At 67.4% G+C, this 23,470-nt stretch carries 23 protein-coding genes and 3 pseudogenes; 16 read left to right on the top strand and 10 right to left on the bottom strand.

The window, feature by feature from the left end:
- Positions 1–61 precede the first annotated feature (61 nt).
- A complete protein-coding gene (locus F0344_RS10100) occupies positions 62–1,534 on the top strand; it encodes a LysR family transcriptional regulator (protein ID WP_185298464.1) in 1,473 nt (490 codons plus the stop codon).
- On the opposite strand, the gene F0344_RS10105 is transcribed toward F0344_RS10100, so the two are convergent.
- Positions 1,503–2,360: an HAD family hydrolase gene (locus F0344_RS10105; protein ID WP_185298465.1), complete on the bottom strand. Its 858-nt coding sequence runs from the start codon at positions 2,358–2,360 to the stop codon at positions 1,503–1,505. The genes F0344_RS10100 and F0344_RS10105 overlap by 32 nt on opposite strands.
- A gap of 197 nt (positions 2,361–2,557) precedes the next feature.
- Between F0344_RS10105 and F0344_RS10110 the strand changes: the two genes are divergently transcribed.
- Positions 2,558–3,370 carry a phytanoyl-CoA dioxygenase family protein gene (locus F0344_RS10110; RefSeq protein WP_185298466.1) on the top strand — a complete coding sequence of 271 codons (813 nt, stop codon included), beginning with the start codon at positions 2,558–2,560 and terminating at the stop codon, positions 3,368–3,370.
- Positions 3,367–4,329: a GNAT family N-acetyltransferase gene (locus tag F0344_RS10115; RefSeq protein ID WP_185298467.1), complete on the top strand. Its 963-nt coding sequence runs from the start codon at positions 3,367–3,369 to the stop codon at positions 4,327–4,329. The genes F0344_RS10110 and F0344_RS10115 overlap by 4 nt, the downstream gene beginning before the upstream one ends.
- Positions 4,330–4,374: 45 nt before the next feature.
- On the opposite strand, the gene F0344_RS10120 is transcribed toward F0344_RS10115, so the two are convergent.
- Positions 4,375–5,193, bottom strand: coding sequence for an enoyl-CoA hydratase/isomerase family protein (locus F0344_RS10120; RefSeq protein WP_185298468.1), 819 nt, complete (start codon positions 5,191–5,193; stop codon positions 4,375–4,377).
- A 318-nt stretch (positions 5,194–5,511) separates the two neighbouring features.
- On the opposite strand from F0344_RS10120, the gene F0344_RS10125 reads away from it, so the two are divergent.
- On the top strand, positions 5,512–6,552 hold the full coding sequence (locus F0344_RS10125) for a sulfotransferase (RefSeq protein ID WP_258049826.1): 1,041 nt from the start codon (positions 5,512–5,514) through the stop codon (positions 6,550–6,552).
- Between the two features lie 8 nt (positions 6,553–6,560).
- Here the strand turns inward: F0344_RS10125 and F0344_RS10130 are convergent, their stop codons facing one another.
- Both F0344_RS10130 and F0344_RS10135 read right to left on the bottom strand, forming a co-directional pair.
- Positions 6,561–7,100 (bottom strand): DUF1697 domain-containing protein, encoded by a 540-nt coding sequence (locus tag F0344_RS10130; protein WP_185298469.1) that lies wholly within the window; start codon positions 7,098–7,100, stop codon positions 6,561–6,563.
- 150 nt (positions 7,101–7,250) lie between these two features.
- Positions 7,251–7,457: pseudogene (locus tag F0344_RS10135) on the bottom strand (type II toxin-antitoxin system VapC family toxin); the annotation flags it as partial.
- A gap of 122 nt (positions 7,458–7,579) precedes the next feature.
- Here F0344_RS10135 and F0344_RS10140 point away from each other — a divergent pair.
- Both F0344_RS10140 and F0344_RS10145 read left to right on the top strand, forming a co-directional pair.
- Entirely contained in the window at positions 7,580–7,735 is a 156-nt protein-coding gene (locus F0344_RS10140; protein ID WP_185298470.1) for a hypothetical protein, read from the top strand.
- Positions 7,736–7,812: 77 nt separating this feature from the next.
- The gene (locus tag F0344_RS10145; protein ID WP_185298471.1) at positions 7,813–8,229 is read left to right on the top strand and encodes a hypothetical protein; all 417 of its coding nucleotides are present in this window, start codon (positions 7,813–7,815) and stop codon (positions 8,227–8,229) included.
- Between the two features lie 260 nt (positions 8,230–8,489).
- Here the strand turns inward: F0344_RS10145 and F0344_RS10150 are convergent.
- Together F0344_RS10150 and F0344_RS10155 are read right to left on the bottom strand one after the other, a co-directional pair.
- Positions 8,490–9,294, bottom strand: a pseudogene (locus F0344_RS10150) (IS5 family transposase).
- 58 nt (positions 9,295–9,352) lie between these two features.
- Entirely contained in the window at positions 9,353–9,925 is a 573-nt protein-coding gene (locus F0344_RS10155; protein WP_185298472.1) for a DinB family protein, read from the bottom strand.
- Between the two features lie 374 nt (positions 9,926–10,299).
- Here F0344_RS10155 and F0344_RS10160 point away from each other — a divergent pair, with 374 nt between their 5' ends.
- Positions 10,300–10,863 (top strand): hypothetical protein, encoded by a 564-nt coding sequence (locus F0344_RS10160; protein ID WP_185298473.1) that lies wholly within the window; start codon positions 10,300–10,302, stop codon positions 10,861–10,863.
- A gap of 202 nt (positions 10,864–11,065) precedes the next feature.
- On the opposite strand, the gene F0344_RS10165 is transcribed toward F0344_RS10160, so the two are convergent.
- The 3 genes from F0344_RS10165 to F0344_RS10175 all read right to left on the bottom strand — a co-directional run bounded on the left by F0344_RS10165 (position 11,066) and on the right by F0344_RS10175 (position 12,365).
- Positions 11,066–11,440 carry a type II toxin-antitoxin system VapC family toxin gene (locus F0344_RS10165; protein WP_185298474.1) on the bottom strand — a complete coding sequence of 125 codons (375 nt, stop codon included), beginning with the start codon at positions 11,438–11,440 and terminating at the stop codon, positions 11,066–11,068.
- Positions 11,440–11,658, bottom strand: coding sequence for a hypothetical protein (locus F0344_RS35635; RefSeq protein WP_258049827.1), 219 nt, complete (start codon positions 11,656–11,658; stop codon positions 11,440–11,442). Before F0344_RS35635 ends, F0344_RS10165 begins: the two co-directional genes overlap by 1 nt.
- Before the next feature lie 74 nt (positions 11,659–11,732).
- The gene (locus F0344_RS10175; RefSeq protein ID WP_185298475.1) at positions 11,733–12,365 is read right to left on the bottom strand and encodes an ATP-binding protein; all 633 of its coding nucleotides are present in this window, start codon (positions 12,363–12,365) and stop codon (positions 11,733–11,735) included.
- 199 nt (positions 12,366–12,564) lie between these two features.
- Here F0344_RS10175 and F0344_RS10180 point away from each other — a divergent pair, with 199 nt between their 5' ends.
- The 9 genes and pseudogenes from F0344_RS10180 (at position 12,565) to F0344_RS36775 (ending at position 21,755) form a co-directional block, all read left to right on the top strand.
- Positions 12,565–13,449 carry a helix-turn-helix domain-containing protein gene (locus tag F0344_RS10180; protein WP_185298476.1) on the top strand — a complete coding sequence of 295 codons (885 nt, stop codon included), beginning with the start codon at positions 12,565–12,567 and terminating at the stop codon, positions 13,447–13,449.
- Entirely contained in the window at positions 13,446–13,649 is a 204-nt protein-coding gene (locus tag F0344_RS10185) for a DUF397 domain-containing protein (protein WP_185298477.1), read from the top strand. The genes F0344_RS10180 and F0344_RS10185 overlap by 4 nt, the downstream gene beginning before the upstream one ends.
- A 357-nt stretch (positions 13,650–14,006) precedes the next feature.
- On the top strand, positions 14,007–14,408 hold the full coding sequence (locus F0344_RS10190) for an SseB family protein (protein ID WP_374940078.1): 402 nt from the start codon (positions 14,007–14,009) through the stop codon (positions 14,406–14,408).
- A complete protein-coding gene (locus F0344_RS10195; RefSeq protein WP_185298479.1) occupies positions 14,389–15,036 on the top strand; it encodes a hypothetical protein in 648 nt (215 codons plus the stop codon). Before F0344_RS10190 ends, F0344_RS10195 begins: the two co-directional genes overlap by 20 nt.
- Entirely contained in the window at positions 15,036–19,763 is a 4,728-nt protein-coding gene (locus tag F0344_RS10200) for a putative T7SS-secreted protein (protein ID WP_185298480.1), read from the top strand. Before F0344_RS10195 ends, F0344_RS10200 begins: the two co-directional genes overlap by 1 nt.
- Before the next feature lie 13 nt (positions 19,764–19,776).
- Entirely contained in the window at positions 19,777–20,526 is a 750-nt protein-coding gene (locus F0344_RS10205) for a hypothetical protein (protein ID WP_185298481.1), read from the top strand.
- Between the two features lie 174 nt (positions 20,527–20,700).
- A pseudogene (locus F0344_RS10210) lies at positions 20,701–20,952 on the top strand (hypothetical protein); the annotation flags it as partial.
- Between the two features lie 381 nt (positions 20,953–21,333).
- Complete coding sequence (locus F0344_RS10215) at positions 21,334–21,483, top strand: hypothetical protein (protein WP_185298482.1); 150 nt, start codon at positions 21,334–21,336, stop codon at positions 21,481–21,483.
- Positions 21,480–21,755: a hypothetical protein gene (locus F0344_RS36775; protein ID WP_374940079.1), complete on the top strand. Its 276-nt coding sequence runs from the start codon at positions 21,480–21,482 to the stop codon at positions 21,753–21,755. Before F0344_RS10215 ends, F0344_RS36775 begins: the two co-directional genes overlap by 4 nt.
- Before the next feature lie 93 nt (positions 21,756–21,848).
- Here the strand turns inward: F0344_RS36775 and ltrA are convergent, their stop codons facing one another.
- Positions 21,849–23,285, bottom strand: a complete 1,437-nt coding sequence (gene ltrA / locus F0344_RS10225; protein ID WP_185298483.1) for a group II intron reverse transcriptase/maturase — start codon at positions 23,283–23,285, stop codon at positions 21,849–21,851.
- Positions 23,286–23,470 lie beyond the last annotated feature (185 nt).

A 23,470-nucleotide genomic window follows, 5' to 3' on the forward strand; every position in this document is an offset into this window, starting at 1 on the left:
CCGTACCGCCCCTCCTGCCGCGACGGCTGGAGTTCGCGGTCCGACGGTGGAGGGGTGCTGGATGTTCGATCTTCGGCGTTCGGATGTGGCCTTGCTGCAAGCGGTCTCCGACCACGGGAGCCTGCACGCGGTGGAGCGGGGCGGCCGGATGACGCAGTCGTCGGCGAGCCGCCGCCTGATCAAGCTGGAGCGGCGGCTGCGCACTCCGCTCGTGTCGCGCAGTTCCACCGGGACCGAGCTCACCGAGGCCGGGCACGCCCTGCTGAACGCGGGACGGCGGCTGGTGGGCGCGATCGACTTCGCGATGGCCACCTCGCACCACCGCACCGATTCGCGGGAGCGGCTGCCGGTCGTGCAGTTCGCGGTGGGCACGGAACGGGCGTACGGCATGGCCCGTGACCTGGCGGACCGTTTCCCCGAAGCCGTGTTCGACGTCGTTCCGGGTGACAGCCGTGATGTCTGGCAGCGGTTCGAGCGGTACGCGGTCGACGCCGCCTGCGGCTGGGAGACCACCCGCAGGCCGGGGCTGCGGCGCAGCGAGGCGCTGGTGCGCAACGTCGTGGACGAGCCCCAGTGGGTGGCGCTGCCCCGGGACCATCCGCTCGCCCGGCAGGAGACGCTCGATCTGCACGACCTGGCCGACGCCGAGTGGGTGGCCACGGTGGGCGGCGACGCGTGCGACGACCAGGGGTGGGCCTTCTCCCTCCTGTCCCCCGCTCCCCGCGTCAGCTTCACCGTCCGCTCCCAGAACGCGGCCCTGGAGCTGGTCGGCCGCGGCTACGGCGTCGCGCTCGTCTCCCCCCTCTCCCCGGAGCCGGAGCACGAACCGAGCCTGGTGCTGCGCCCGTTGCGCCAGCGGCTGGTCCGGCGGCTGACGATGGCGGTGGACCCGCTCGTCGTCCCGCTGCCCCTCGCCCACGAGCTGTGCGCCTGGCTGCGGTACGGCTACGCGCAGCGCGCGGCGAAGCGCAATCCCGTGTACGCCGCCTCCGCCTCCTTCCCCCCGCTCGCCGAGGGGCCGGGGCGTCCGTTACGGGCCAGACCCGAGGCCGGCGCGTCCTCGCCGGGGGCCCGCGGGCCGCTGCCCGTCCTGCTGTCCGAACTCCACTGGACCGGACCGGACTCGGACAACCCCTTCGAGGCGGAGCACCTGCATCTGCTCCGGGTCATCGACCGGATCGGCAGCCTGAACCGGGCAGCCGCCACCCTCCTGGTCACCCAGCCCGCGCTGACCCGGCGCATCCACCGGCTGGAGAAGGGCTGCGGGCTGCCGCTGGTCTACAGCACCGCACGCGGTACGTCGCTGTCCGCCGCCGCCCGCAGGCTGCTGGACTGTACGGGGCCGGCCGAGAGCCGGCTCGACGAACTGGTCGGCCGTATGCGGCAGATCGCGGCGGCGCAGTCGGCCGGCGTCCCGGCCGCTTCCCCCATCGGCGCACCCGTCGCGCCCCCGGAAACCCCTTCCCGGACCGCCGCCTGCGCCGAGGAGCGCAGCAACTCCGTCAGCGCCTCGGTGACCTCGCCCGCCCGCTAGGTCCTGTCTGGAGTTCCAGCGCGGGAGAAGGAGCGGCGTCCGGTGCCGTCGAATCCAAGGCGGAGGAGGGAGCGATGGCGGAGCCCTCGCGACTGACGACAACGCCGGAGGCGGCGGTGCCGGACGCCGCGACGCCGCGGGGGAACTCCAGACAGGACCTAGGGACCGGGTCGTCGCGGAGAGCGCTCAGCAGGGAGGTGAGGGCGGCCGTGGTCTCCGCCGCCGTGCGGTGGTGGACGGTGGCCATGCCCAGGGCCGAGGCGGCGCGCACGTTACGGCCCAGGTCGTCCACGAACACGCACTCCTCGGGGCCGCGGCCCAGCAGGCGGGCTGTGTGCCGGAAGATCTCCGGCTCCGGCTTGCGCATCCCCACCTCGCAGGAGATCACCACCGCGTCGAACAGCCCGTCCCAGCCCTCGCGGTCGTAGCGGTGGCCCCAGGAGTTGGAAAGCAGCGCCACGGGGACCCCGGCAGCGCGCACCCGGCGCAGCAGCCCGGTCATGACCGGGTCCATGGCGAAGGGCGCGAACATGCGCTGCACCAGGCCCCCCGCCGGTACCGGCGTCCCGTCGGTGCGCCGCAGGAGCGCGGCCAGCACGGACTCGAAGTCCGCCACGGACAGCTCGCCCCGCTCGACCCGGTGGAAGGGGTTGGGTCCGCCGTCCGGCACCGCGTCGGGCCCCAGCAACCGACCCAGTACCGCGTCGAACTCCGCGGCGGCGACGTCCTCGGCGGCGGCCCACACCTCGATCGCCTCGTTGAACGACTGCGTCAGTACGCCGCCCCAGTCCACGATCACGGCCGACACGGACCCCGCTCCCGCCATGCGAATCCTCCAGCTCCCGGTCAGCAGTCCACCCACTCTAGGGGCGACGAAGCCCCGTACGCCCTATGCCATTTGGGCCCTGCCCCGAAGCGTCCGCGGCCGTTCCGTTGCCGGTGCGCCGGGGGCTTGCACATAGTCGAGTCACACACAGAGTTCTTGACGCCGCACGCCCTTGCGCGTACAGAAAGGTGGAGCCGATGCCCCTGCGCCAGTCGATCGCAGACCTCTCCGGCGAACTGGAGGAGCGCGGTGTCATCCAGCTCGACGACCTGGTGCCCGAACCAGCCCTCGATCTGATGCGCCGCGGCTGCTCGGATCTCATCCGGCGGACCGAGGACATGCGCTACAGCACCTTCGGATGGCAGCTGGAGTCGGACGGCGAGGGCGGCGGATGGGCCGCGCGCGCCGCCGGCAAGGAGTGCATCCCGGGCAAGGTACGCGTCGTGGGCATGGCCCACGAGCACTCGCCCGAACTGGCCGCCGTCCCGGAGCTGATCAACCTCAACGAGGGTCTGGTCCGCCCGCTGCACGGTGTCGCGGGCGACTTCTACAACACCTTCCTGTGGGCGAAGCCCTCCGAGGTCGGCTCGGAGAAGCCCTGGCACCAGGACGCCCTCTTCCTCAAGGAGGAGTTCTACGAGAAGTACGAGGACGTCTACACCATCTGGATCGCGGTGGACGACGCCCGCGAGGACAACGGCTGCCTCCAGTTCCTGCCCGGCTCGCACCGCGAGCGGATCGCGTACAAGCCGGACGGCATCAACCAGGACGACCTCTTCGCCTCGCCGCGTGAACCCACGCTCGACATCAAAAAGCTCTGGCCGGAACTGACCCCGGTCACACTCCCCCGGCGTGCCGGTTCCGCGGTGCTGTTCGGCGGTTTCACCGCGCACACCTCGGCCCCCAACCGCACCGAGGACGAGCGCCGGGCGGTCAGTTACGTCTACTCGCTCCCCCGGCGGGACAAGGGCCCACGGCAGGACGAGGGCGGCGCGGGCGCGGCCCGATGACGGCTCCCGCCCCCGGGGACCGCGGTGCGCCCGGCCTGGTCCCCCTCGATCCGGACGCCCACACGGAGACGGTCTGGCGGCTCGCCCGCGAGCGTGACCTCGCCGCGCTGGGCCGGGAGGAGACGACACGGGCCTGGATCACCGGCCGGCTGACCGCCCCGGGTCTGGACGCCCGGAGGGACGCCCGGCTGTTGCCTGGCGCCGACGGCAGGCCCGTGGGCGCGGTGTGGCTGAGCAGCGCGTCGGGGATCGCGGGGTGGACGGTGGAGCTGGTGCTCGGCCCTGACGCCACCGCCGACGACGGGGCGAGACTCCTTGAGTTCGCCGAGCGCCGCTGCGGCGAACAGCCGGCCGGGGGCGAGGGGGAGCTGTCCTGCTTCGTCTCGGAGGGCGAGCAGGCCGCCCGCGCCGCACTGCACAGCCGCGGTTACGGCTCCCCGCACCCGTACTACCGCATGGCGGTCACGCTGGACGACGCGCTCCCGCAGCCACCCGACGTGCCGGGTGCGGTGGTCCGCCACCTCGACGGCGAGCGGGACTTCCGCACCTTCCACGCGGTGAAGAACACGGCGTACGCCGCCGAGGAGGCGGGCAAGAGCGAGGACGGGTTCGACACCTGGCTGGAGTGGTGGCGCACTGACCCGGGCGTCGCTCCGGCGCAGTGCGCGCTCCTGGAGGTGGACGGCACGGCCGTCGGCTTCGCCAACATCACCGACCGCATGCTGGAAAGCCGCGACGCGGCGTACGTACGGCAGATCGGTGTCGCGCCGCATGCCCGGCAGCGGGGCCTGGGAAGTCTGCTGCTGCTGTCGGTGATGCACGCGTCACGGAGCCGGGGCCGTACGGCGATGGTCCTGACCGTGGACACCGCCAACGCTCCCGCGCTCGCCCTCTACCAGCGGCTGGGCTGGCGGGTGGAGACCCGCTTCGACGACTTCCGCCGTACGGTGACGCGCTGAGGCACTGGTCCGGGGGCCGGGGCATCCGGCCCCCGGACCACCCGGTCAGCTCTGTCCGATGATGCGGCGCATCCGTACCTGCGCCTCGCCCGCGGCGAACGCCTTGCGGTGCGAGTCCTTGGCCTCGGCGCGGAGCCGCTCCAGCCCCTCCACGAACGGTGCGTTGACCCGCGGCCGGGTGCCCTGCACCGCCTCCGGGGTGTAGCGCGCCAGGGTGCGCGACAGTTCCAGCGCGCGGCCCAGCGTGTTCTCCACCGGCCGCACCTCGTGGAGCAGGCCGTCGGCGAGGGCCCGCTGGGCGGGCCACTCCTCGCAGGTGTAGAGCATGCGCTGCATGACGGTGGTGCCGACGGTGTACCGCAGCATGAATCCGCCGAAGTTGCAGGCGATGCCCACCTTCAGCTCCGGCATCACGAGCCGGGCGTTCTCGCTGCCCACCCGGTAGTCGCAGCACAGGGCGATCTGGAGGCCGACCCCGATGGCGTAGCCGTCGATCGCGGCGACGACCGGCTTGGAGATCCCCGCGATCGTCGCGTACAGGTCGGTGATGTCGTCGATCCAGCCGTTCACCTCGTCGCCGCCGGTGAACATGGAGACCTCGTTGAAGTCGCCGCCGACGCCGAAGGAGCGCCCCGGCCCGCCGTACAGCAGGACGCACCGCACCTTGTCATCCGCGTCGACGTCACGCATCAGCGCGGTGAGTTCCCGCATCCGGGCCCGGCTGAAGGGGTTCTGCTCATGCGCTCCCGTGAATTCCGCGAGCAGTACACCGTCATCGTCCTTGGAACACGCTATGGACTCACCGGACTGGTTGGAAACGCTGGATTCGCTGGATTCGCTGGACTGTGACGTCTGATTCACCATCGGACTCCTTCCCTCGGGTCGGCCCCTGTGGCCTGCGGTCACCGTCGAATGGCTGGATCACACCGCCGAAGAGTTCGTTGCGCCTCACCGGCCGATCTCGGCGATTCCGGCCAATTACTCATTGGCCGAATGCACGCCCATGGCGAATCGCCTGGAACACTAAGGACGGCGCGAGGGCCAGTCAACGCCCAATTCGGTCAACCGTCACGGGTTCAGGGGAACTTCCTCGATAGAGCCGGCGAAGAGACCGGGGAGAGGAAGTGGAATCACGATCTCCTTGCGCGCGTAACAGTCTCCGCCGACGGAAGGATCACGAAGGTGGCGCCACTCACCATCGTCCTGGGCACCGGCCGTTGCGGCTCCACCATGCTCTCGGACCTCGTGAACGAACACCGCGGGGTCCTCAGCCTCAGCGAGTTCTTCGCCTGTCTGGACCCCTGGGGTTTCTCGGCCGGGGAGCTCGACGGCCCGGCGTTCTGGAATCTGCTCAGCGCACCTCGTCTGAAGCCGAACACACTGATGCGCAAGGGTGTGACGGTCCCCGAGTACCGTTACCCGCTCGGCTCGGGCCGCTATGCCGCCGGAGACGTGCCCGCTCTGTCGGTGATGACACTGCCCCCGCTCACCGACGACCCGGACGCGCTGCTGGACCGCATCCGGGACGAGGTGACCGGCTGGCCGGTGGCCCCGCTCCCCCGCCAGTACCTCCGCCTCTTCACCTGGTGGGCCTCGCTCGCCGGCCGCGAGGTCGTGATCGAGCGCTCGGGTGCCGCACAGCGCTTCCTGCCCGATCTCCTCACCTACTTCCCCGAGGCCCGCTTCGTCCACATGTACCGGCACGGCCCCGACTGCGCGGTGTCGATGAGCCGCCACCCCATCTTCCGCCTGGCGGTGAAGATCAGGGAGATGCGCAAGATCCTGGGGGTGGACCCGTACGCGGTCCACGACCCGGATCACCCCCGGCAACTCCCCGACGACCTGCGCGCGTTCGCGCCGGACACCCTGGACGCCTCGGCGCTCGCGACCGCCGAGCTCCCGCTGGAGCGGTTCGGGACGATGTGGTCGTACAGCACCGGCGCGGTCAAACACCTCGCCGGCATCCCTGGGGACCGGCTGCTCCACATCTCCTACGACCGGATCGTGGCCGACCCGGTCCCGGAACTCACCCGCTTCGGCCGGTTCGCCGGCATCCCGGAACCGGCGGCCTGGGCGACCCGGGTCGCGGACCGGGTGGACACGGGCCGTACCGGAGCCTCCGCCACGCTCTCCCCCCAGCAGACCGAGGAACTGCACCGCGCCTGTGCTCCCGGCATGCAGCGCCTGGCCGCGTTCGTGGGCGGGGCACCACGCGCCGGCTGAGTCCGGCGTCAGCCCTTCTTCGCCGCGGCGAGGATCTTCCCGACGGTATGGAAGAACCGGACCGTCGCGTCCTTGCCGAGAACCCGTTCCTGGAAGCCCTTGGCGGCTGGCGCCCTGCCGCCGGTCAGATGCCAGACGACGAACGCCTCGTACGGCTGGGTGCTGACGATCTCGATGTCCTTCTTGGGCGACATCAGCGGCAGTTCCAGCCCCGGGTCGATGCGCTCGGTCGTGAACACGACACAACAGCGCATGTCCTCGGTGACCGTGACGTCCTTGAACGGGTCGAGCGCGACCAGCGCCTCCAGCTCGGGAACCGTACGCAGACAGACGGCCACCTCGAACCCGAGGGCCTCGCCCAGGCCCCGGCGAATGGTCGCGCCCAGCACCTCCCGGTCTTCCTCCTCCGATTCGAAGAAGACGTTCCCGGTCTGGATGTAGCTACGGACGGACGCGAAGCCCATCTCGGTGAACAGCTCGCGCAGATCCTCCATCTTCACCGAACGGCCGGGAACGTTCAGGCCACGCAGAAACGCGATGTACAGCACACCCGACCCCTTGCCCGCCTTCGGAAACACACCTGGCCCGAAGGTACCGCCGTACAGCCCGCACGCCTCACACTCCTTCGTGGAGTCTTCGTAGCGGAAGACGCTCCATCCGTTCCGCAAGCGGGAGGTCGGGTAGCGCCTGACCGCGGGTCAGACCGGCATGACCGGTACGTCGTACTGCGGGATCCACTCGTTCCGGGTGACCAGCACCATCCCTTCGGCCTGCGCCTGTGCGATCAGCATCCGGTCGAAGGGGTCGGTGTGCACCATCGGCAGCCTGCCGGCCCGCACCCCGTGCGCAGCGGTGACAGGCACAGTCGCGAACGGGACGTCACGCACCTGCTCGGCCAGATCCCCTCACACCAAAAAAGGGGCCTGAGTACGAGGTACACGTCTATGTGGACGATAAAGGGAGCATAGTCGGGAAGCCCATCAGGCTCAAGACCGGGTGGGCATCAGACAAAAGCGTCCGGCAGGCCGTGGACGCAATCAACGAAGACCCGAAGCTCCGTGCACGGCTGCTGGCGAAGACCAAGTCGGCCAAGCAGCATATGGATGAGCACAACTGGGGCAACATAGAAAATCGCTCACCCGAAATGCAAGCACTCATCGACAAGCTGGAGAATTGGCCGTGAACGCAATCAAATTTCTCACTCTTCTCATCAGGTCAGGGCGTCTCCACGGACTCGGAATCGGCTCCACCCTTGGCGAGGTGGACCAGGCGATCAACTGCGACTTCATCGATGAAGTCAGCAGGTCGGGCCTCTCGATGCGTCGGGACTACGGGTTCGTTGAGTTCTCTTTCAACCCCGGAACGGAGTGGGTCATGTCTGGTGCATCGATCAGACTGCATAGACTGGCCTCGGGATACGAGATGGCGGAAGAATGGCAGAAATCCACGGGGGTTAACTTCCCGCAGTACGCCACTTGGCGTGAGCTGCAGGGTGCGCTTTCACATTTCAAGGACTCCCCACCGCTCACAGTCACGGAGCAAGATGATTTTATTGAGTACCGAGCAGGCGCCACAAACGTTTCGATCACCGTGAACAACAATCATGAAAAGCGTGGACGTTCAGTTGCGCATGGAGACCTGTGGAGTGTCAGCCTATGGAGTTATGGAATCAACTAAATTCGATGCACCTCCTTTTAAGTCGAGGAAGGTTTCATGCAGAATGCCACCACAGGGCTCAAATCCGCGCAGGGGTCAGGGGTCGAGTGCTACGGAACCCGGAAAGGTGACCACAGACATTCTCGGACCACCTTCGGTCCCGTACTTTCTTGGCTGCATTTCGCTGCTTGTTTGGCATTTCGCCGGATGTTCTTCAGCGTCCGCTCGCCTGTAAAGGGTTTAACTTCAGAGGGAACGTCGCCTTGGACTAATAGGGCGTCTCACGTGGCAAGTTTCGCGAGCTTCTTGTAGCAGGTCAGGGCAGCGGCCAGGCCGAGGAAGGCGAGGAGCCTTTTCGTTCGTACCGGATGGTCAGGCGGCGGTAGCCGAAGAGCCAAGCGATCGACCGCTCGATCTTCCAACGGTGCCGACCAAGGCGTTCGTCGGACTCGATGCCTGGCCGCGCGATGCGCGCGACCAGCCCACGCTCGCGCAGCCAGCTGAGGTGTTCGGCGGAGAAGTACGCCTTGTCCGCACGGAGTTTGACGGGCCGGCGCCGCCGTGGTCCCCGGCGGGATCGGACGGCGTGGATGCCGAGGATGAGCGGCTTGAGGATGAGACTGTCGTGCATGTTCGCACCTGACACGGCGACGGTGAGCGGGATGCCCTGGGCATCGGACAGCATGTGCAGCTTGGTGCCCTTCTTGCCGCGATCGACCGGGTTCGGCCCCGTCAGCGATCCCCTCTTTTGGCGCGAACGGAGGCCGCGTCGACGATCGCCGAGGTCCAGTCCACCTTGCCCCGGACCCCGAGTTCGTCCGGCACCGCCCGATACAGCCGACGCCACAGGCCGACCTCGGTCCATGCCGTGACGCGGCGATGCGCGGTGGCCGAGGACGTGCCGAACGTTGGCGGCAGATGCCGGCAGGCACAGCCGCTGGTCAGCACGTACACCACTGCGGTGAACACGGCCCGCTCGTCACGCGGAGCGGTCCCGCCACCTTGCGGTCGAGCCGCGAACGACGGCAGTAACGGGGCGACCCAGAGTTCATCAGGAACCAGACGCTTCGACAGATCAGCACTCACGGCCGACATCATGCCGCTCGAACATCAAGGCGCGTGGGACAGCCTTCTATGCCTTGACTCATGCGGCCGATCTGGCGGCCTGCTCGATCTTCGCGCAGTAGGCGGTGCGGGCGTCCTCATCAATCTGCCTCTCGTGTTCGGGGCGCATCCCGGTTCGGCCGTCGACGCCTTCGCGCAGGATGTCGGCGTGCCCGGCATGCCGGTTGGTCTCGCCGAGGACGTGGACCAGGATGGCGAACAGGTTCGTGTTGGGATAAGGCTCTGGCCACCACGGCACGTGGCCGGGGGCATCGAGGGCAAGCTCGCCGATCGTCGCGTCTGAGTGTTCCCACGTGCGCCGGTAGGACTCGATGATCTGCTCGCGCGCCTCGTCCTCAGCTGCCCACAGATCGCTGCCGTCGTGGTCCTGCCAGCGGGGCAGCGGTTCCGGGGACGGCCTGTCGAAGACCTCGCCAAAGTACCTGGCCTCGACGCTGGCCACGTGTTTGACCAGGCCGAGGAGGTTGGTCCCGGTCACTGTCAAAGGCCGGCGGGCGTCGTATTCGGACAAGCCGTCGAGTTTCCAGAGCAGCGCCTTGCGGTCCCGCCGCAGTCTCCCGTGCAGGTTGTCCCTCGCGAATTCATCGATCATGCGGCATGAGCCTGCCATGGGCTACTCATGGCCTCAAGATCCCGTACGTGGACCGCAACGACCGGCAGAGCCGGAGCCTGGCCACGGCCCTGAGCTACTCAAGAAGCTCGCGGAACTTGCCACGTGAGACAACCTCTAATACTCCAGTGAGATTTCGTGTCCTGAGCTGCTGCTTGTCGATGTTCGGGTATGGATGTGATGCCTGAAGCCGATTGCTGGAAAACTGAGTTGAAGTCAGGGGAACCTTCCTTGGCCGGAACTGAATGCCTACCCCGTGCGGAGGATACGGCCCGGTTCAGTCTCCTCCGCACGGGGTAGAGGTTCGGCCCGAGTGGATGACTTCACAATCTGCCTGCTCCAGGACGATCGGAGCCATGGCGCTGAAGATTCTCCACAAGCCCCCGTCCGTCACTGACACCGAGCGGCCGGTGCCCCGCTGGGCGATGCGCCTGGCCTACGCGCTTCCGCTGCTTCTGCTGCCGTCGTGCCTGTGGCGTCTGCCCTTCGCCCTGCACTTCGATATGGGGCAGGTTCAGGAGGCCAGCATGCCGACCTATTGGGTGAGCATCCCGTACGTCCTCGGACTGAGCGTGCTCTCGGAAGTGATTGCGATCTTGACCATCGGGCTGGTCCGGGGTTGGGGGGAGGTGGCGCCCGCCTGGATCCCCATCATCGGCGGCAGACGCGTCCGGCCGATGGCGGCCATCGTCCCCGCCGTCCTCGGCGGCCTCATCCTCAGCCTTCTGTTCACCACCCTTCCGATCGGCAACGGTCACAGACTCGCTCTGTACGGCATCATTGACACCGTCGAATACACCAACGACGCCTGGCAGAAGCTTGCGACGGTGTGCGTCACCCCCATCGCCGCATGGGGACCCATCACCATCGCTCTTGCGATCGCTTACTACCGCCGCCGAACCCCCGCCAAAGCCGGGTAGAACCGCTACTACCGGGAACGTTCAGGCCACGCAGAAACGCGATGTACAGCACAGCCGACCCCTTGCCCGCCTTCGAGAACACACCTGGCCCGAAGGTACCGCCGTACAGCCCGCACGCCTCGCACCCCTTCGCGGAGTCTTCGTAGCGGAATACGCTCCGCCCGCTCCGCAAGCGGGAGGTCGGGGAGCGCCTGACCGCGGGTCAGACCGGTATGACCTGTACGTCGTACTGCGGGATCCACTCGTTCCGGGTGACCAGCACCATCCCTTCGGCCTGCGCCTGTGCGATCAGCATCCGGTCGAAGGGGTCGGTGTGCACCATCGGCAGCCGTCCGGCCCGCACCCCGTGCGCAGCGGTGACCGGCACCGTCGCGAACGGGACGTCACGCACCTGCTCGGCCAGTTCGCCCGGGCCTTCGCACGTCCCGAGGTACTGCCTGATCGTGATCTCCCACGCCGATACGGCACTGACGTACACACCCGGCTCGGTGTCCAGCAGCTCCTTGACCTGCGGGGACAGTTCCCGCGAGTCGTCCAGCCACCACATGACGACCCGGGTGTCCAGGAGAAGTCTCATCAGCGCACCCCGAAGGCTTCGGCGATGGTGGCGGGCGGGTCGTCGAAGTTCGCGGCGATTCGGATACGGCCCCGGAGCGAGCCGCGTCCGACGCGCAGCACCTTCGGGGGTGACGGAGGTGGCGGCGGCGGAGGTGGTGGCGGCGGTGGCGGTGGCGGTGGCGCCATGGGTACGGGCTCACCGGCCCGGCTGACCACGATCGGTCGGCCATCGATCATCAGCACCAAGGTGCCGGTGAAGCGCGGCCCGGCACTGCGCGCCCTGCGGCGGCGGAACCTCTTCCACAAGCCCCTCACGACGCGGCCACCGGCCCCCCAGTCCGTACGGTCACCGGTTCCGCCGCATCGAGGCGCAGGGCCGGACCGCCGTCGTCGAGGGCGATGATGACGGCGAGCCCTCCCGACGCGTACCGCTCACTCCGGACCGTTCGGACCGTGCGCCAGGCACCCCACACGCGTACGCACTGGCCGGGGCGGACGGTGACCGCCGCGATCTTCAGGTCCGGCGGCGCGGGATCGACGCCGGGGGCCAGCAGCTCCGCCCAGACGGTCTTGCCGATCCCGGCCGGGCGCTCGTCGACACCCCAGCGATGGGCCAGGGCCTCCACAAGCAGGAGCCCCCGCCCGGTTGCGTCCAGCTCACCGGCCCGCTGCACCTCTGGCCGACCCGCCCCCGCGTCGCTCACTTCCAGGCGGAGGCGTTCGCCCTTCCCCGTGCACACGATGCGTACGCCGACCATCCGGTCGCCGGGCGCGGGGACCCGCAGGGCGTTGGTCACCAACTCTGAGAGCACCAACTCGCCATCCGCCAGCGTGCCCTGACCGGCCCGCCACTCACCGAGCTTGGCCCTCAGAACGGTCCGCGCCCTGGGGACGCTGCCGTGGCAGCGGGGGAGCCTGAAGTTCACTTCGTCCGATGTAGCCACAGCAGCTCCAAGAAGATCGATTCTCGACTGGATCCCATGCGGGTAGGGGAGTTCGCGTCGCTCGACGCAGCTTCCTCATCACCAGCAGAGTGAACGAATCACACATCAATCTGCAACGTTGCCGACGGGCATCATGCCGTTTTTCGCTCTTTCGAGTAACCTCACCCCTGGGAGCCGCCACTTTGCTAAAGGTGTTCACATGCCCGCGAAGCCCATCACCACGACTCCATCAACCGTCCTTGGCCGCCAACTCGGGGATGAACTACGCCGAATGCGAGAGGCAGCCGGACTGACGACGGCCCAGTCGGCCGAGGCACTCGACTGCACCAAGGGCAAGATCAGCCGGATCGAGAACGGCCGCGTCGCGGTGCGACTGCCCGATCTGACCGCGATGTTGCACGCGTACAAGGTGTCCGACCAGGAAGTCCGTGACCGCCTGAGCGTGCTTGCCCGTAAGGCCAACCGCAGGCGCAGGGAAGGATGGTGGAACCAGTACGGCTCGGTCCTCGCCGATACGTACCGGGACTACATCGCCCTGGAGGCGATGGCGGGTTCTGTCCGTACCTTCCAGGCGCAACTGATCCCAGGGCTGCTCCAGACCCCCGAATACATCCGGGCCGTCACCGTGGCTTCGCGCCAGTGGCAGACAGCGGACGAGATCGACAAGTTCGTCCACGTGCGTCTTGCCCGGCAGGAACGCCTGGCGGACCATGCGCCGTTGCATCTCTGGGCCGTCCTCTCGGAAGCGGTACTGCTTCAGCAAGTTGGTGGCGCGGCGGTCATGAGCGCGCAACTTGAGCATGTACTGGCCAGCTCGGAGAACCCCAATGTCACGGTGCAGGTGCTGCCGTTTTCCCGTGGGGCGCATGCGAGTATGTTCGGCCCGTACGTGGTGCTGGGATTTCCCGAGGAAGGGGCGCTCGACGTGGTGCTGGCGGACAACCCGTCCGGCTCCATGTGGCTGGAGCGAGAGGCCGATGTCTCCCGCTACCAAGACCTGTTCGACGCCGCGCGCACATCCGCGCTCTCGCCGACGGAGTCCCGCGCCCTCATCCATAGCAGGGCCAAGGAGCACAGACCATGAAAAGCGCACACCGCGACCTGCCGGACCTGTCGGGCGCGAGGTGGCGCAGCAGCACGTACAGCGGCGGCAACAACGAGTGCGTCGAGGTCGCCGCCAACCTCCCCCACCTCATCCCCGTCCGCGACAGCAAGCGCCCCACCGGCCCGGCCATCGGCTTCAGCCCCGACGCCTGGCGCACGTTCATCAGTCAGCTGGGCTGAGCCGCTCGAGCCGGGGGGAAGGCAGCAGCCACACACATCATCCCTTTTGAGTGAGGCGTGAGCGGTTTCAGCGACCGCAATGGTGAAGCGCGACTCAGGTCACCGGGAGACAGGGCACCCCTCGCTGCCGGCCCCGGTCCGCGCCCCGGCCCGGCGCGCGACGCTCCACTCGACGACTGGCCGGCCACTTTCATGCGTTGCTCCTGAGAAGCGTGCCGTGGCAGCATTCGACGGGTGTTCGATAACGGGGATGACGTAACAAAGCCTGTCCGGCGTTCGAAGATCGCTGACTTGGCGGACTGGCCAGCGACCGAGGCGCCACCGGCACCACGTGAAGCGCCCGCGCCGGTCCCTGCCATGGCAGCGACAGACGATCCGGCGGCGGCGGCTCGGCATGAGTTTGCTGTGTTGCTGGGTGAGTTCCGGCGTACGGCGGTGCTGGTGCCGCTGGATGCGAATGGTGATCTGTGGTCGGCGGAGCAGAACGACGTGCGCTGGATTGTTGCGTTCTCGGACGAGGAGGCGCTCGCCAGGTTTGCGTTCGCTCGTGGGGACGCCGGGCGTGAGTGGACGTACCGGACGGTGCTGGGTGCCAGGTTGCTGGATGTGATGGTGCCGTTGCTGCCGGGCCCTGCGGGGGTGGCGTTGGATGCGGGCAGTGAGGACGGCGGGATGTTGTTCCCGCCGGTGGCGGGGATCGTGCCGGACGCGGTCGGGCGGTGGATGTCGGGGGGACGCGGTGAGCGGGGAGAGTCCTGATCTTGATGTGCCGCCGGAGGCGCTGGCCGCGATCGCGAAGGGGATCAACCTCGCGCATGCCGAGTTGAAGGACCTCGGCATGATCGGCGAGGCGTCCACCGGCCGGGGGTTCTCGGATCTCGCCTTGTCGGGGCTGGAGTTGGGGCACAGCGGGCTGGCGGCGGAGTTTCGGACGTTCTGTGACCGCTGGGAGTGGGGTGTGCGGGCCCTGACGCAGAAGGGGAACGGTTTCGCGCTCGGAGTCGGGTTGTCGGCGGGCTCTTTCGCGGAGCAGGAGCAGTACGTCAAGGACTCGTTCAAGGTCGGTGTGAACTCCGTGAACGGTAATCCGCACCTGTCCGAGGACGAGGTCAAGGCGATGAGCTGGGACACGGTCAGCCGTCAGTCCGCGTACGACAGTCCGGACTACAGCGCGGAGTCGATGACCGAGGCCCACGGCGAGGTGAAGCAGAACTGGCAGGACACCGCCTACGACGTGGAGGACTCCGCACTCGATTCCATGGAGCGCAGTGGGCTGATCGACCCGGGGGTGCGGGCGGCGGCGGATGAACGGCTCAAGGAGCAGCTCGATCCGTCGCAGGAGACGATCGATCAGGCTGAGCAGCCGCGGTGGGGGGAGAGTCGCTGATGGTGGACTGGGGGAAGCTCGGCGGGGACCTGTACGACGGGGCCGGTGATCTGGTCGACAAGGGCAAGGAGCTCGTAGGTACGGGGATCGACAAGGGCACCGATTTCGTCGGCTCGGGTCTGGAGAGGGTCGGTGCCGACTCGTGGGCGGACTCGGTCGAGGACTGGGGTGATGAGACCGCGTCCTCGCTGGGTGCGGAGGTCGGGGAGCAGCAGCTCGGGCAGAGTGAGGATGCGAACGAGCTGATTCATGGCAGGCCGGAGAAGATCGCCGCGGCGGTGAAGGACCTGCGGGACTTCCAGAAGGCGTTCGATCTCGTGGGCGGTGGGATGAAACGCCTCGATTCCGGTCACTGGAAGGGTGTGGCCGCCGATACGTTCCGGGAGAAGTTCCAGACGCTGCCCACCGACTGGGTGCGGGCGGCGGCTGCGTTCGAGGACGCGGCCTCGGCGTTGGAGACGTACGCCGGGACGGTCACCAGCGCGCAGGGCAAGGCGCGTGAGGCGATCGCTCTCTACAAGGAGGGCAAGCAGGACTACGAGACGGCCGCTGCCGCGTTCCGGAAGAAGGCGGCAGCCTACGACGCGGTCCGCAACACCGATCATCCGCTGCCGCATCCGGGGGAGTTCTCCGATCCGGGCACGGTCAAGCGGCAGCACGCACAAGAGATCCTGGAAGGTGCCCGGCGGGCGCGTAACGAGGCTGCCGAGGCGGCCAAGGCGGCGGTTACCGCCGCCATGGCCCATGCTCCGAAGGAGCCCACCGGCCTGGACCGGGCCAAGCAGGAGCTCGTCGACTACGGCGTGGGCCAGGGCATCGAGCTGGCCCACTTCGGTGGCGGTGTCATCAAGGGCACCGCGGGGCTGGTGAACTTCGTCCGCTCGGTCAACCCGACAGACGCCTACAACCTGACGCACCCGGCCGAGTACTACAAAGGCGTCAACATGACGCTCTCCGGCCTCGTCTCCACCGCCGCCAACCCCGACCGGGCACTCAAGAACGCCTGGGACGCCGCCAAGGGCGACCCCTCCGAATTCCTCGGGCGACTGATCCCCGAACTGGTCGGCACCAAGGGCGGCGGCGTTCTCAAGGGCCTCGCTCGCCACGGGCTGAAAGATGGGGCGGAGAGTGCTGCCCGCAAGGGTGTCGAGGATCCGGCGAAATCGTCGAAGCCCGACAAGGGAGTGGAGAAGGACCCCACGGACCCGGTCGATCTGGCCACTGGAACGATGTACCTGCCGCAGACGGACATCGTGCTGCCGGGGGCGCTCCCGCTGGTCTTCCGCCGCCGGGTCGCTTCCGACTACCGCGCGGGGCGGTGGTTCGGTCCTTCATGGTCCTCCACGGCCGACCAACGACTGGAGATCGACTCCCAGGGCATCGTCTTCGTATGCGAGGACGGTCTGCTGCTGTCCTATCCGCACCCCTCGCCGGGCGTGCCGGTCATGCCGAGCCATGGCCCGCGCTGGCCACTCGATCTGGATACGGAGGGGCAGTACACGGTCTCCGATCCGGACAGCGGCCGAATACGGCACTTCAGCCCGCGCACCGCGGACCTCGCGCTTCTGGTGCAGATCGACGACCGTAACGGCAACTGGATCCAGTTCGAGTACGACGAGACCGGGGCACCCGCAGGCATCATCCACTGCGCCGGCTATCACCTGAAGCTCACCACGAGCGAGAGCCGGATCACCGCACTCCACCTCGCAGGGGCCGCTCCCGACGGTACCGACCAGGAAATCCTCCGCTACCGCTACACCGACGGCCACCTCACCGAAGTCATCAACTCATCAGGACTTCCACTCCGGTTCGCCTACGACGACCGTGGCCGAGTCACGTCCTGGACCGACACCAACGACAGCCGGTACGACTACACCTACGACGACCGGGACCGGTGCACAGCCGAAGGCGGCGCCGCAGGCCACATGTCACTGCGCCTGGACTACAACGGCACCGATCCCGAGAGCGGGATGCGCGTCACCACCGTCACCAGCAGCACCGGAGCCGTCCACCGCTACATCATCAACGACAGACACCAGGTAGTCACCGAGACCGATCCTCTGGGCGCGACCACCCACTTCGAACGCGACCGCTACAACCGCCTGCTGTCCCGCTCAGACCCACTCGGCCGCACCAACCGCTTCGAATACGACGAGTCAGGCCAGCTGACCACCGTGGTACGCCCGGACGGCCGGGAGACATCCGCACAGTACAACGACCTCCGGCTGCCGGTCCGCGTCACCAACACGGACCGGACCGTGGTCCGCCAGGAGTACGACGAGCGAGGCAACCGTGTAGCGGTCACCGACCCGTCCGGCGCCGTGACACGCACCACCTTCAACGCTTCCGGCCACGTGACCTCCGTGACTGACGCGCTCGGCAACACGACCCACATCCGCAGCGACGCGGCCGGTTTGCCGCTCGAGGTAGCCGGCCCACTCGGCGCCAAGACTCGTCTCATCCGGGACGCGTTCGGCCGCCCGGTCACCCTGACCGACTCGCTCGGCGCCGTCACCCGCCTCGAATGGACCGTGGAAGGCAGGCTGTCCCGTCGCACCGACGCGGACGGCACCACACAGTCCTGGACGTACGACGGAGAGGGCAACTGCCTCACCCACACCGACGCCATGGGTGCCGTCTCCCGCTACGAGTACACCCACTTCGACCTCCCGCTCGCCAGCACACGGCCCGACGGCGCGCGCTACGAGTTTGAGCACGACCACGACCTGAACCTCACCCGGGTTACCGGCCCGCAGGGCCTGACCTGGACGTACGGCTACGACGCGGTCGGTGGCATCGCCACCGAGACCGACTTCGACGGTCGCACCCTCACCTACCGCGTGGACGCCGCGGGCCAGCTTGCCGAGCGGGTCGACGCACTCGGCGGGACCGTCTCTTTCGAGCGCGACCAGCTTGGCCAGGTGGTCCGCAAGGACGTCGACGGCCGGGTGACGACGTACACGTACGATCCGGCGGGCCGCCTCGTGGAGGCGCTCGGTCCGGAGAGCGAACTGCGGTACCGATACGACCGCTGCGGACGGGTCAAGACCGAGTTGGTCGACGGCCGGCCCCTCGTCTATGCCTACGACGACCTGGGCCGCCGAATCCGCCGCACCACGCCGACCGGTCATGTCACCTCGTACTCCTACGGCGCCGATGGACTGCCGGAGCGGCTGACTACCGGCGGCCGGCGGGTCGACTTCGCCCACGACGCGGCCGGCCGCGAGCTCGCCCGCACCTTCGGTGAAGTGCTCACCGTGACTTCTGCGTGGGACGCGGCCGGCCGGCTCGCAGGGCAGCGGATCACCGCCGGAAACCGTGCTGTGAACAGCCGTGCGTACTCCTACCGCGCCGACGGCCATCTGCTCTCCGTCGTGGACGGGTTGTCGGGCACCCGCACCTTTGATCTCGACGGTATGGGCCGGGCCACCGCCGTCCACGCCCCGGGTTGGACCGAGCGGTACGCGTATGACGACGCGGGCAACCAGACCTCTGCGTCCTGGCCGGATCGGCACCCGGGCAGCGAGGCCACCGGACCGCGCGCCTATCACGGCACCAGCATCACCCGTGCCGGTGGTGTCCGTTTCGAGCATGATGCCCTCGGCCGAGTCACCCTGCGACAGAAGACCCGCCTGTCCCGCAAGCCCGACAACTGGCTCTATGAGTGGGACGCGGAAAACCGCCTCACGTCCATCACTACCCCTGACGGAACTCGGTGGCGCTACCGCTACGACCCACTCGGGCGCCGCACCGCGAAGCAGCGCATAGCCGCTGACGGCGAGACCGTGGCCGAAGAGGTCCGTTTTGCCTGGGACGGCCTCACCCTTTGCGAAGAGACCAGTCACCGACCGGACGGCCAGAACACGGTTGCCCTCACCTGGGACCACCGGGACGTCGTCCCGCTGGCCCAGACCGAGCGCATCCTCACGGCCGATGGCCGCCAGGAGGAGATCGACCGCCGGTTCTTCGCCATCGCCACCGATCTCATCGGCACGCCGACCGAGCTGATCGACGAGTCGGGCGCCATCACCTGGCGTAGCCGCAGCACTCTGTGGGGCACCACGGCCTGGGCCCGCGGCAGCAGCGCTTACACACCGCTCCGGTTTCCGGGCCAGTACTACGACCCCGAGAGCGGGCTCCACTACAACTGCTTCCGCCATTACGACCCCGAGACCGGCCGCTACATCTCACCGGACCCGCTGGGCCTGGCTCCCGCACCGAATCCTCTCGGATACGTGGACAACCCTTACGTGGGGTGCGACCCGCTTGGCCTGATGCCCAAGTACACAAAGGAGGAGAAGGCTCAGCAGGCCAGGGAAAAGGCCAGGGAACGGGCCATCAAGGCCGCGGACGGCGTCATCGACAGGGCACAGGACGGTGCGTTCCGCAAGCATCCCAAGTACCACGGGGACGATATGCATGGTTTCTCCGACGAACGGGTCCTGGAGATCCTGAAGAACCCGGACGCGGTGTATCACTCGGCGGGATCCGCTGGAAAGCTCATCTTCCGGCAGGGCGAGGACGTCGTCGTGGCTCATGGGGCCGGCTCCCAGTCCGGCCAGGCCATCACGGTGTACGGACCGTCGGGCATCAAGGGCGAGTCCGGCGCGACGGCGCTGGGCGGCAAGGCTACGGACCCTGGTGCGCCGATCACCCATGAGGACATCGTGGGGGGAAGAATTCCGGGCAAGGACGGATTCATGCCCCCCGCCCCGTGGATCAAATGAGGTAGCACCGACTATGAGACTGACCTTCGACAACGACTGGCACGCGACGGTGCTAGGGGATCTTCTGCCAATCACCCCCCGCTTCTCGGGTAACTCCGTGGACATCGCGAACTACGTGGATGTGAAGGAACGTGAGCGGTTCCTCGCGGCGACATTCGGCAGCCAGGAGTGGCTGTGGGACACGCCCGACGTCCTCCGGTTTGACTCGGACAGCCGGAAGCTGACCGGTGCCGAATTTCAGCTGCCGGGAGTGTCCGCATCCGCCGAGGACTCTGCCCGCGTTTCCGTCCTGCCCGCGGTACGCCCGGGCGGGCTCCGCGCGGACGAGGTCCGGGACTTCCGGCTGGAGGCGTGCGAGGTGCTGTGCCGCGCTCCTGGGGACACCGTGCTGACCGCTCTGCGTGACCTCGACGTCCTCGACGAGCCGCTGGAGGCCCGCGTCGGTATTGCACCCGACGTGTCCCTCCTCGTCCAGCGCGGCATCGTCGTCGGTTGGAGCCTTACGGATCCGGCGCGCTACCTGAGCCAGGTGTTCGCGGACCCCGCCCCCAACCCGCCGTCCCCGGCCACCCGTCGATTGCTCACCGAGTGCCTGGATCTGATCACCGAGCCGGTGATCGACGACGTGATGGACGGCGAACCGGCCGCCCTGGCCCGGCTCCGGGCCGCCGACCAGGACCTGCACGCCCAGCACGAGGACCGTCCTCGGGCCGATGTGCTGCTCGCGCTCATCGCAAACATGGTCACTGACCAGGCAAATTGATGCTGAAGAAGATGGGGTGAGCCTGGTGCTGCAGAGCGCTCCAGCGTGCCGGGTCACCTTCGGCGCGAGAGACGAAGGGCCGCGGCATGGCGAGGACATCGGGGGCGTAGGCATGGATCGCCTGTTCCAGCGCCCGCTGGTCGTTGAGGTGGGCCGGCACGGGGCTCTGGACGCGGCTGGAACCTGAGGCTCACCACGAGCGTGAGCCGGATCACCGCACTCCATCTCGCAGAGGCCGCTCCCGACGGTACGGACCAAGAAGTCCTCCGCTACCGCTACACCGACGGCCACCTCACCGAAGTCATCAACTCGTCAGGACTCCCGCTCCGGTTCTCCTACGACAACCGTGGCCGGGTCATGTCCTGGACCGACACCAACGACAGCCGGTACGACTACGCCAACGACGACCGGGACCGGTGCACAGCCAGGAACGTATACAATCCCAACAGTCCGCACTATTATCCAGATGCGGCTGGATCATCAGACATCTTGTGGCCTGAAGAGTTCAACGGGATTTAACGGTGAGTATCGTGGCAGTAGGCGAAAAGAACTTCCTCGGAATCGCCGGCAGATTGACATCCGCCCCCCTGCGTCAACTGCAGCGCCAGGGGTTGAGAGGGTCAGAAGTGGAGCATTTCGACTATTTGTCGAACGAGTATTTCCATCCCTGAAGCGGGTCGACACGAGATCCCGTTAGCCGCTCCCAATTCTTCGTCATACGTCATCAACCCTCACACCATTGGTGACCCCCTAGTGTCTCGTGATTCCGTCAGCGTTACTTGATCTTGTATGGCAGGGTCTCTTGGTATGGAGCTCTCCGTGGAACAGGCCGCCGAGTTGCGGGAGTTGGTGAACAGCCGGGACGTTCCTGAGGACATAGCAACGCGAGGCCGGATCGTGCTGTGGTCGGGCGAGGGGCGCCGACGCAAGGACATTGCCGAGCTGCGACGCGCATGACGCCGCCGGACGGCACGGGGCTTTCGCACTGGTCCACACGGGAGTTGGCGAAGTACCTGGAGCGGGCCGAGAACGTCACCGTGTCCTGGCACTACATCGCCCGGATCTGGCGGGAGGAGAGCCTGAAGCCGCACCGCAGCGGCACCTTCAAGATTTCCAGAGACCCCGCGTTCGCGGAGAAGGTGGCCGATGTGATCGGACTGTATCTGGCCCCGCCGGGCGGCGCGGTGGTTCTCTCGATCGACGAGTCGGGTCGGACCGGGGCGCGGTGACACCATTCCTGGTGTTCCGTTTCCCCGGCCCGCCCGCCGAACCGGACGTGCCCGTCTCCGAGCATCCGGCTCTCCACATGCTCTTGCCTCTGGTCAGCCGACGGTTGCCGGTATCGGCGTCCATGGTGTCGGTATGTTCCGCCCCCGGTATCGGTAGCGGACCACCGGAACCTTTTGGGGTTGGAACAGCGAGATCCCGTCCTCGGTCGGCCGTTTCCCCGGGAGGAAACGCCGGAACAAGGAAGCCCACGGGACACGAGGATGTCGTTTACGCAGCCAGCGGGTCACCCGATGCCAGGAATACTCATCGAGATAGCCGAAGGTGGCCGCCGACACACCATGTCGGAAGTAGGCACACCAGCCCCGCAGCACAGAATTCAACTGACGCAGCAGGTCGGACAGATGCCGGTGTTTCGATCTGCCGGTAATCGCCCGGACCTTGTCCACGATGGAGGCAAGCGCCTTCTTCGAGGGATAGGTATAAACGACGTTCCGGTCTGTGCCTCGTTTCCGCCGGCGCTGGATGTGCCAGCCCAGAAAATCGAAGCCCTCGTCGATGTGAACCACCTGTGTCTTGGCCTCCGACAGGCGCAAGCCCATCGGCGCCAAGACTGCTGCGGCCTCGGCCCGCAGCGCTTCGGCGTGCTGACGCGTCCCCGAAACCATGACCACCCAGTCATCCGCATAGCGGATGAGACGGCACATGGGCAGGCCGCGTCTGCGACGCGCGGTGCGCTGGTAGTCCGATCCATAGCTCTGCCAAGTCTCGGCGAAGTGCTCGTCGAGCTCGGACAGGGCGATGTTGGCCAGCAGTGGGGACAGGATTCCCCCCTGGGGAGTTCCGGTGATCGAAGCGCCCTCAGTGCCATCGGTATGCATGATTCCGGCCTTGAGGAACGCCTTGACCAGGGCCAGGACCCGCTTGTCTCCGATTCGTGCGCGCACGCGGTCCATCAGGGCCGGGTGCGCGATCTCGTCGAAGCACGCCTGAATGTCCGCTTCCAGAACCCATTCATAAGAGCGGGATCCAAAGAAGTGGATCTCGGCGATCGCATCCTGAGCCCGCCGTTTGGGACGGAACCCGTAGCTGCACGGGAGAAAATCCGCCTCAAATATCGGCTCCAGCACCAGTTTCAGAGCCGCTTGCACAACTCTGTCGCCCACAGGAGGGATGCCCAGCCGACGGAGCTTTCCACTTCCGCCCTTGGGAATCATCACCTCCCGTACCGGGAGAGGGGTGAACGTCTGCGTCTTAAGATCTCGACGGAGACGGTCCAGGAAGAGATCTTCCCGTCCTGATAGCCGCACGGCATGAGCGGAAATTCCGTCCACACCTGCGGTTCGGGCACCCCGATTGGTCCGCACCCGCTCCCATGCAACCAGCAGGAATGCGGGGTCACATACGAGGTTGAACAGATCGTTGAACCGGCGACCGGTGTCATCAGTCGCCCATTGGTGCAGTTTGGTCTGGATCCCCAGTACCCGCCGCTCGGCCCAGAACAGGGCGTCCGACGGATCGTCAATATTCATCAACGGACTCCTGGCCTTCCAGAACCATCATTGCGAACATGCTGCCGCTCTTCGCCATGCGGACGGCTTTCCCGTCCTCGGACTACTACAGCGGCTCCGCCCCGACGGGATGCTGCCGGTGGACGATGCACCTGCCCGCCACCGGCCTGGATGGCCGACGGAAAGGGAAGCATCCGGACGGTTCC

The organism is Streptomyces finlayi, assembly GCF_014216315.1.
GTDB classification, from domain to species: Bacteria; Actinomycetota; Actinomycetes; order Streptomycetales; family Streptomycetaceae; genus Streptomyces; species Streptomyces finlayi_A.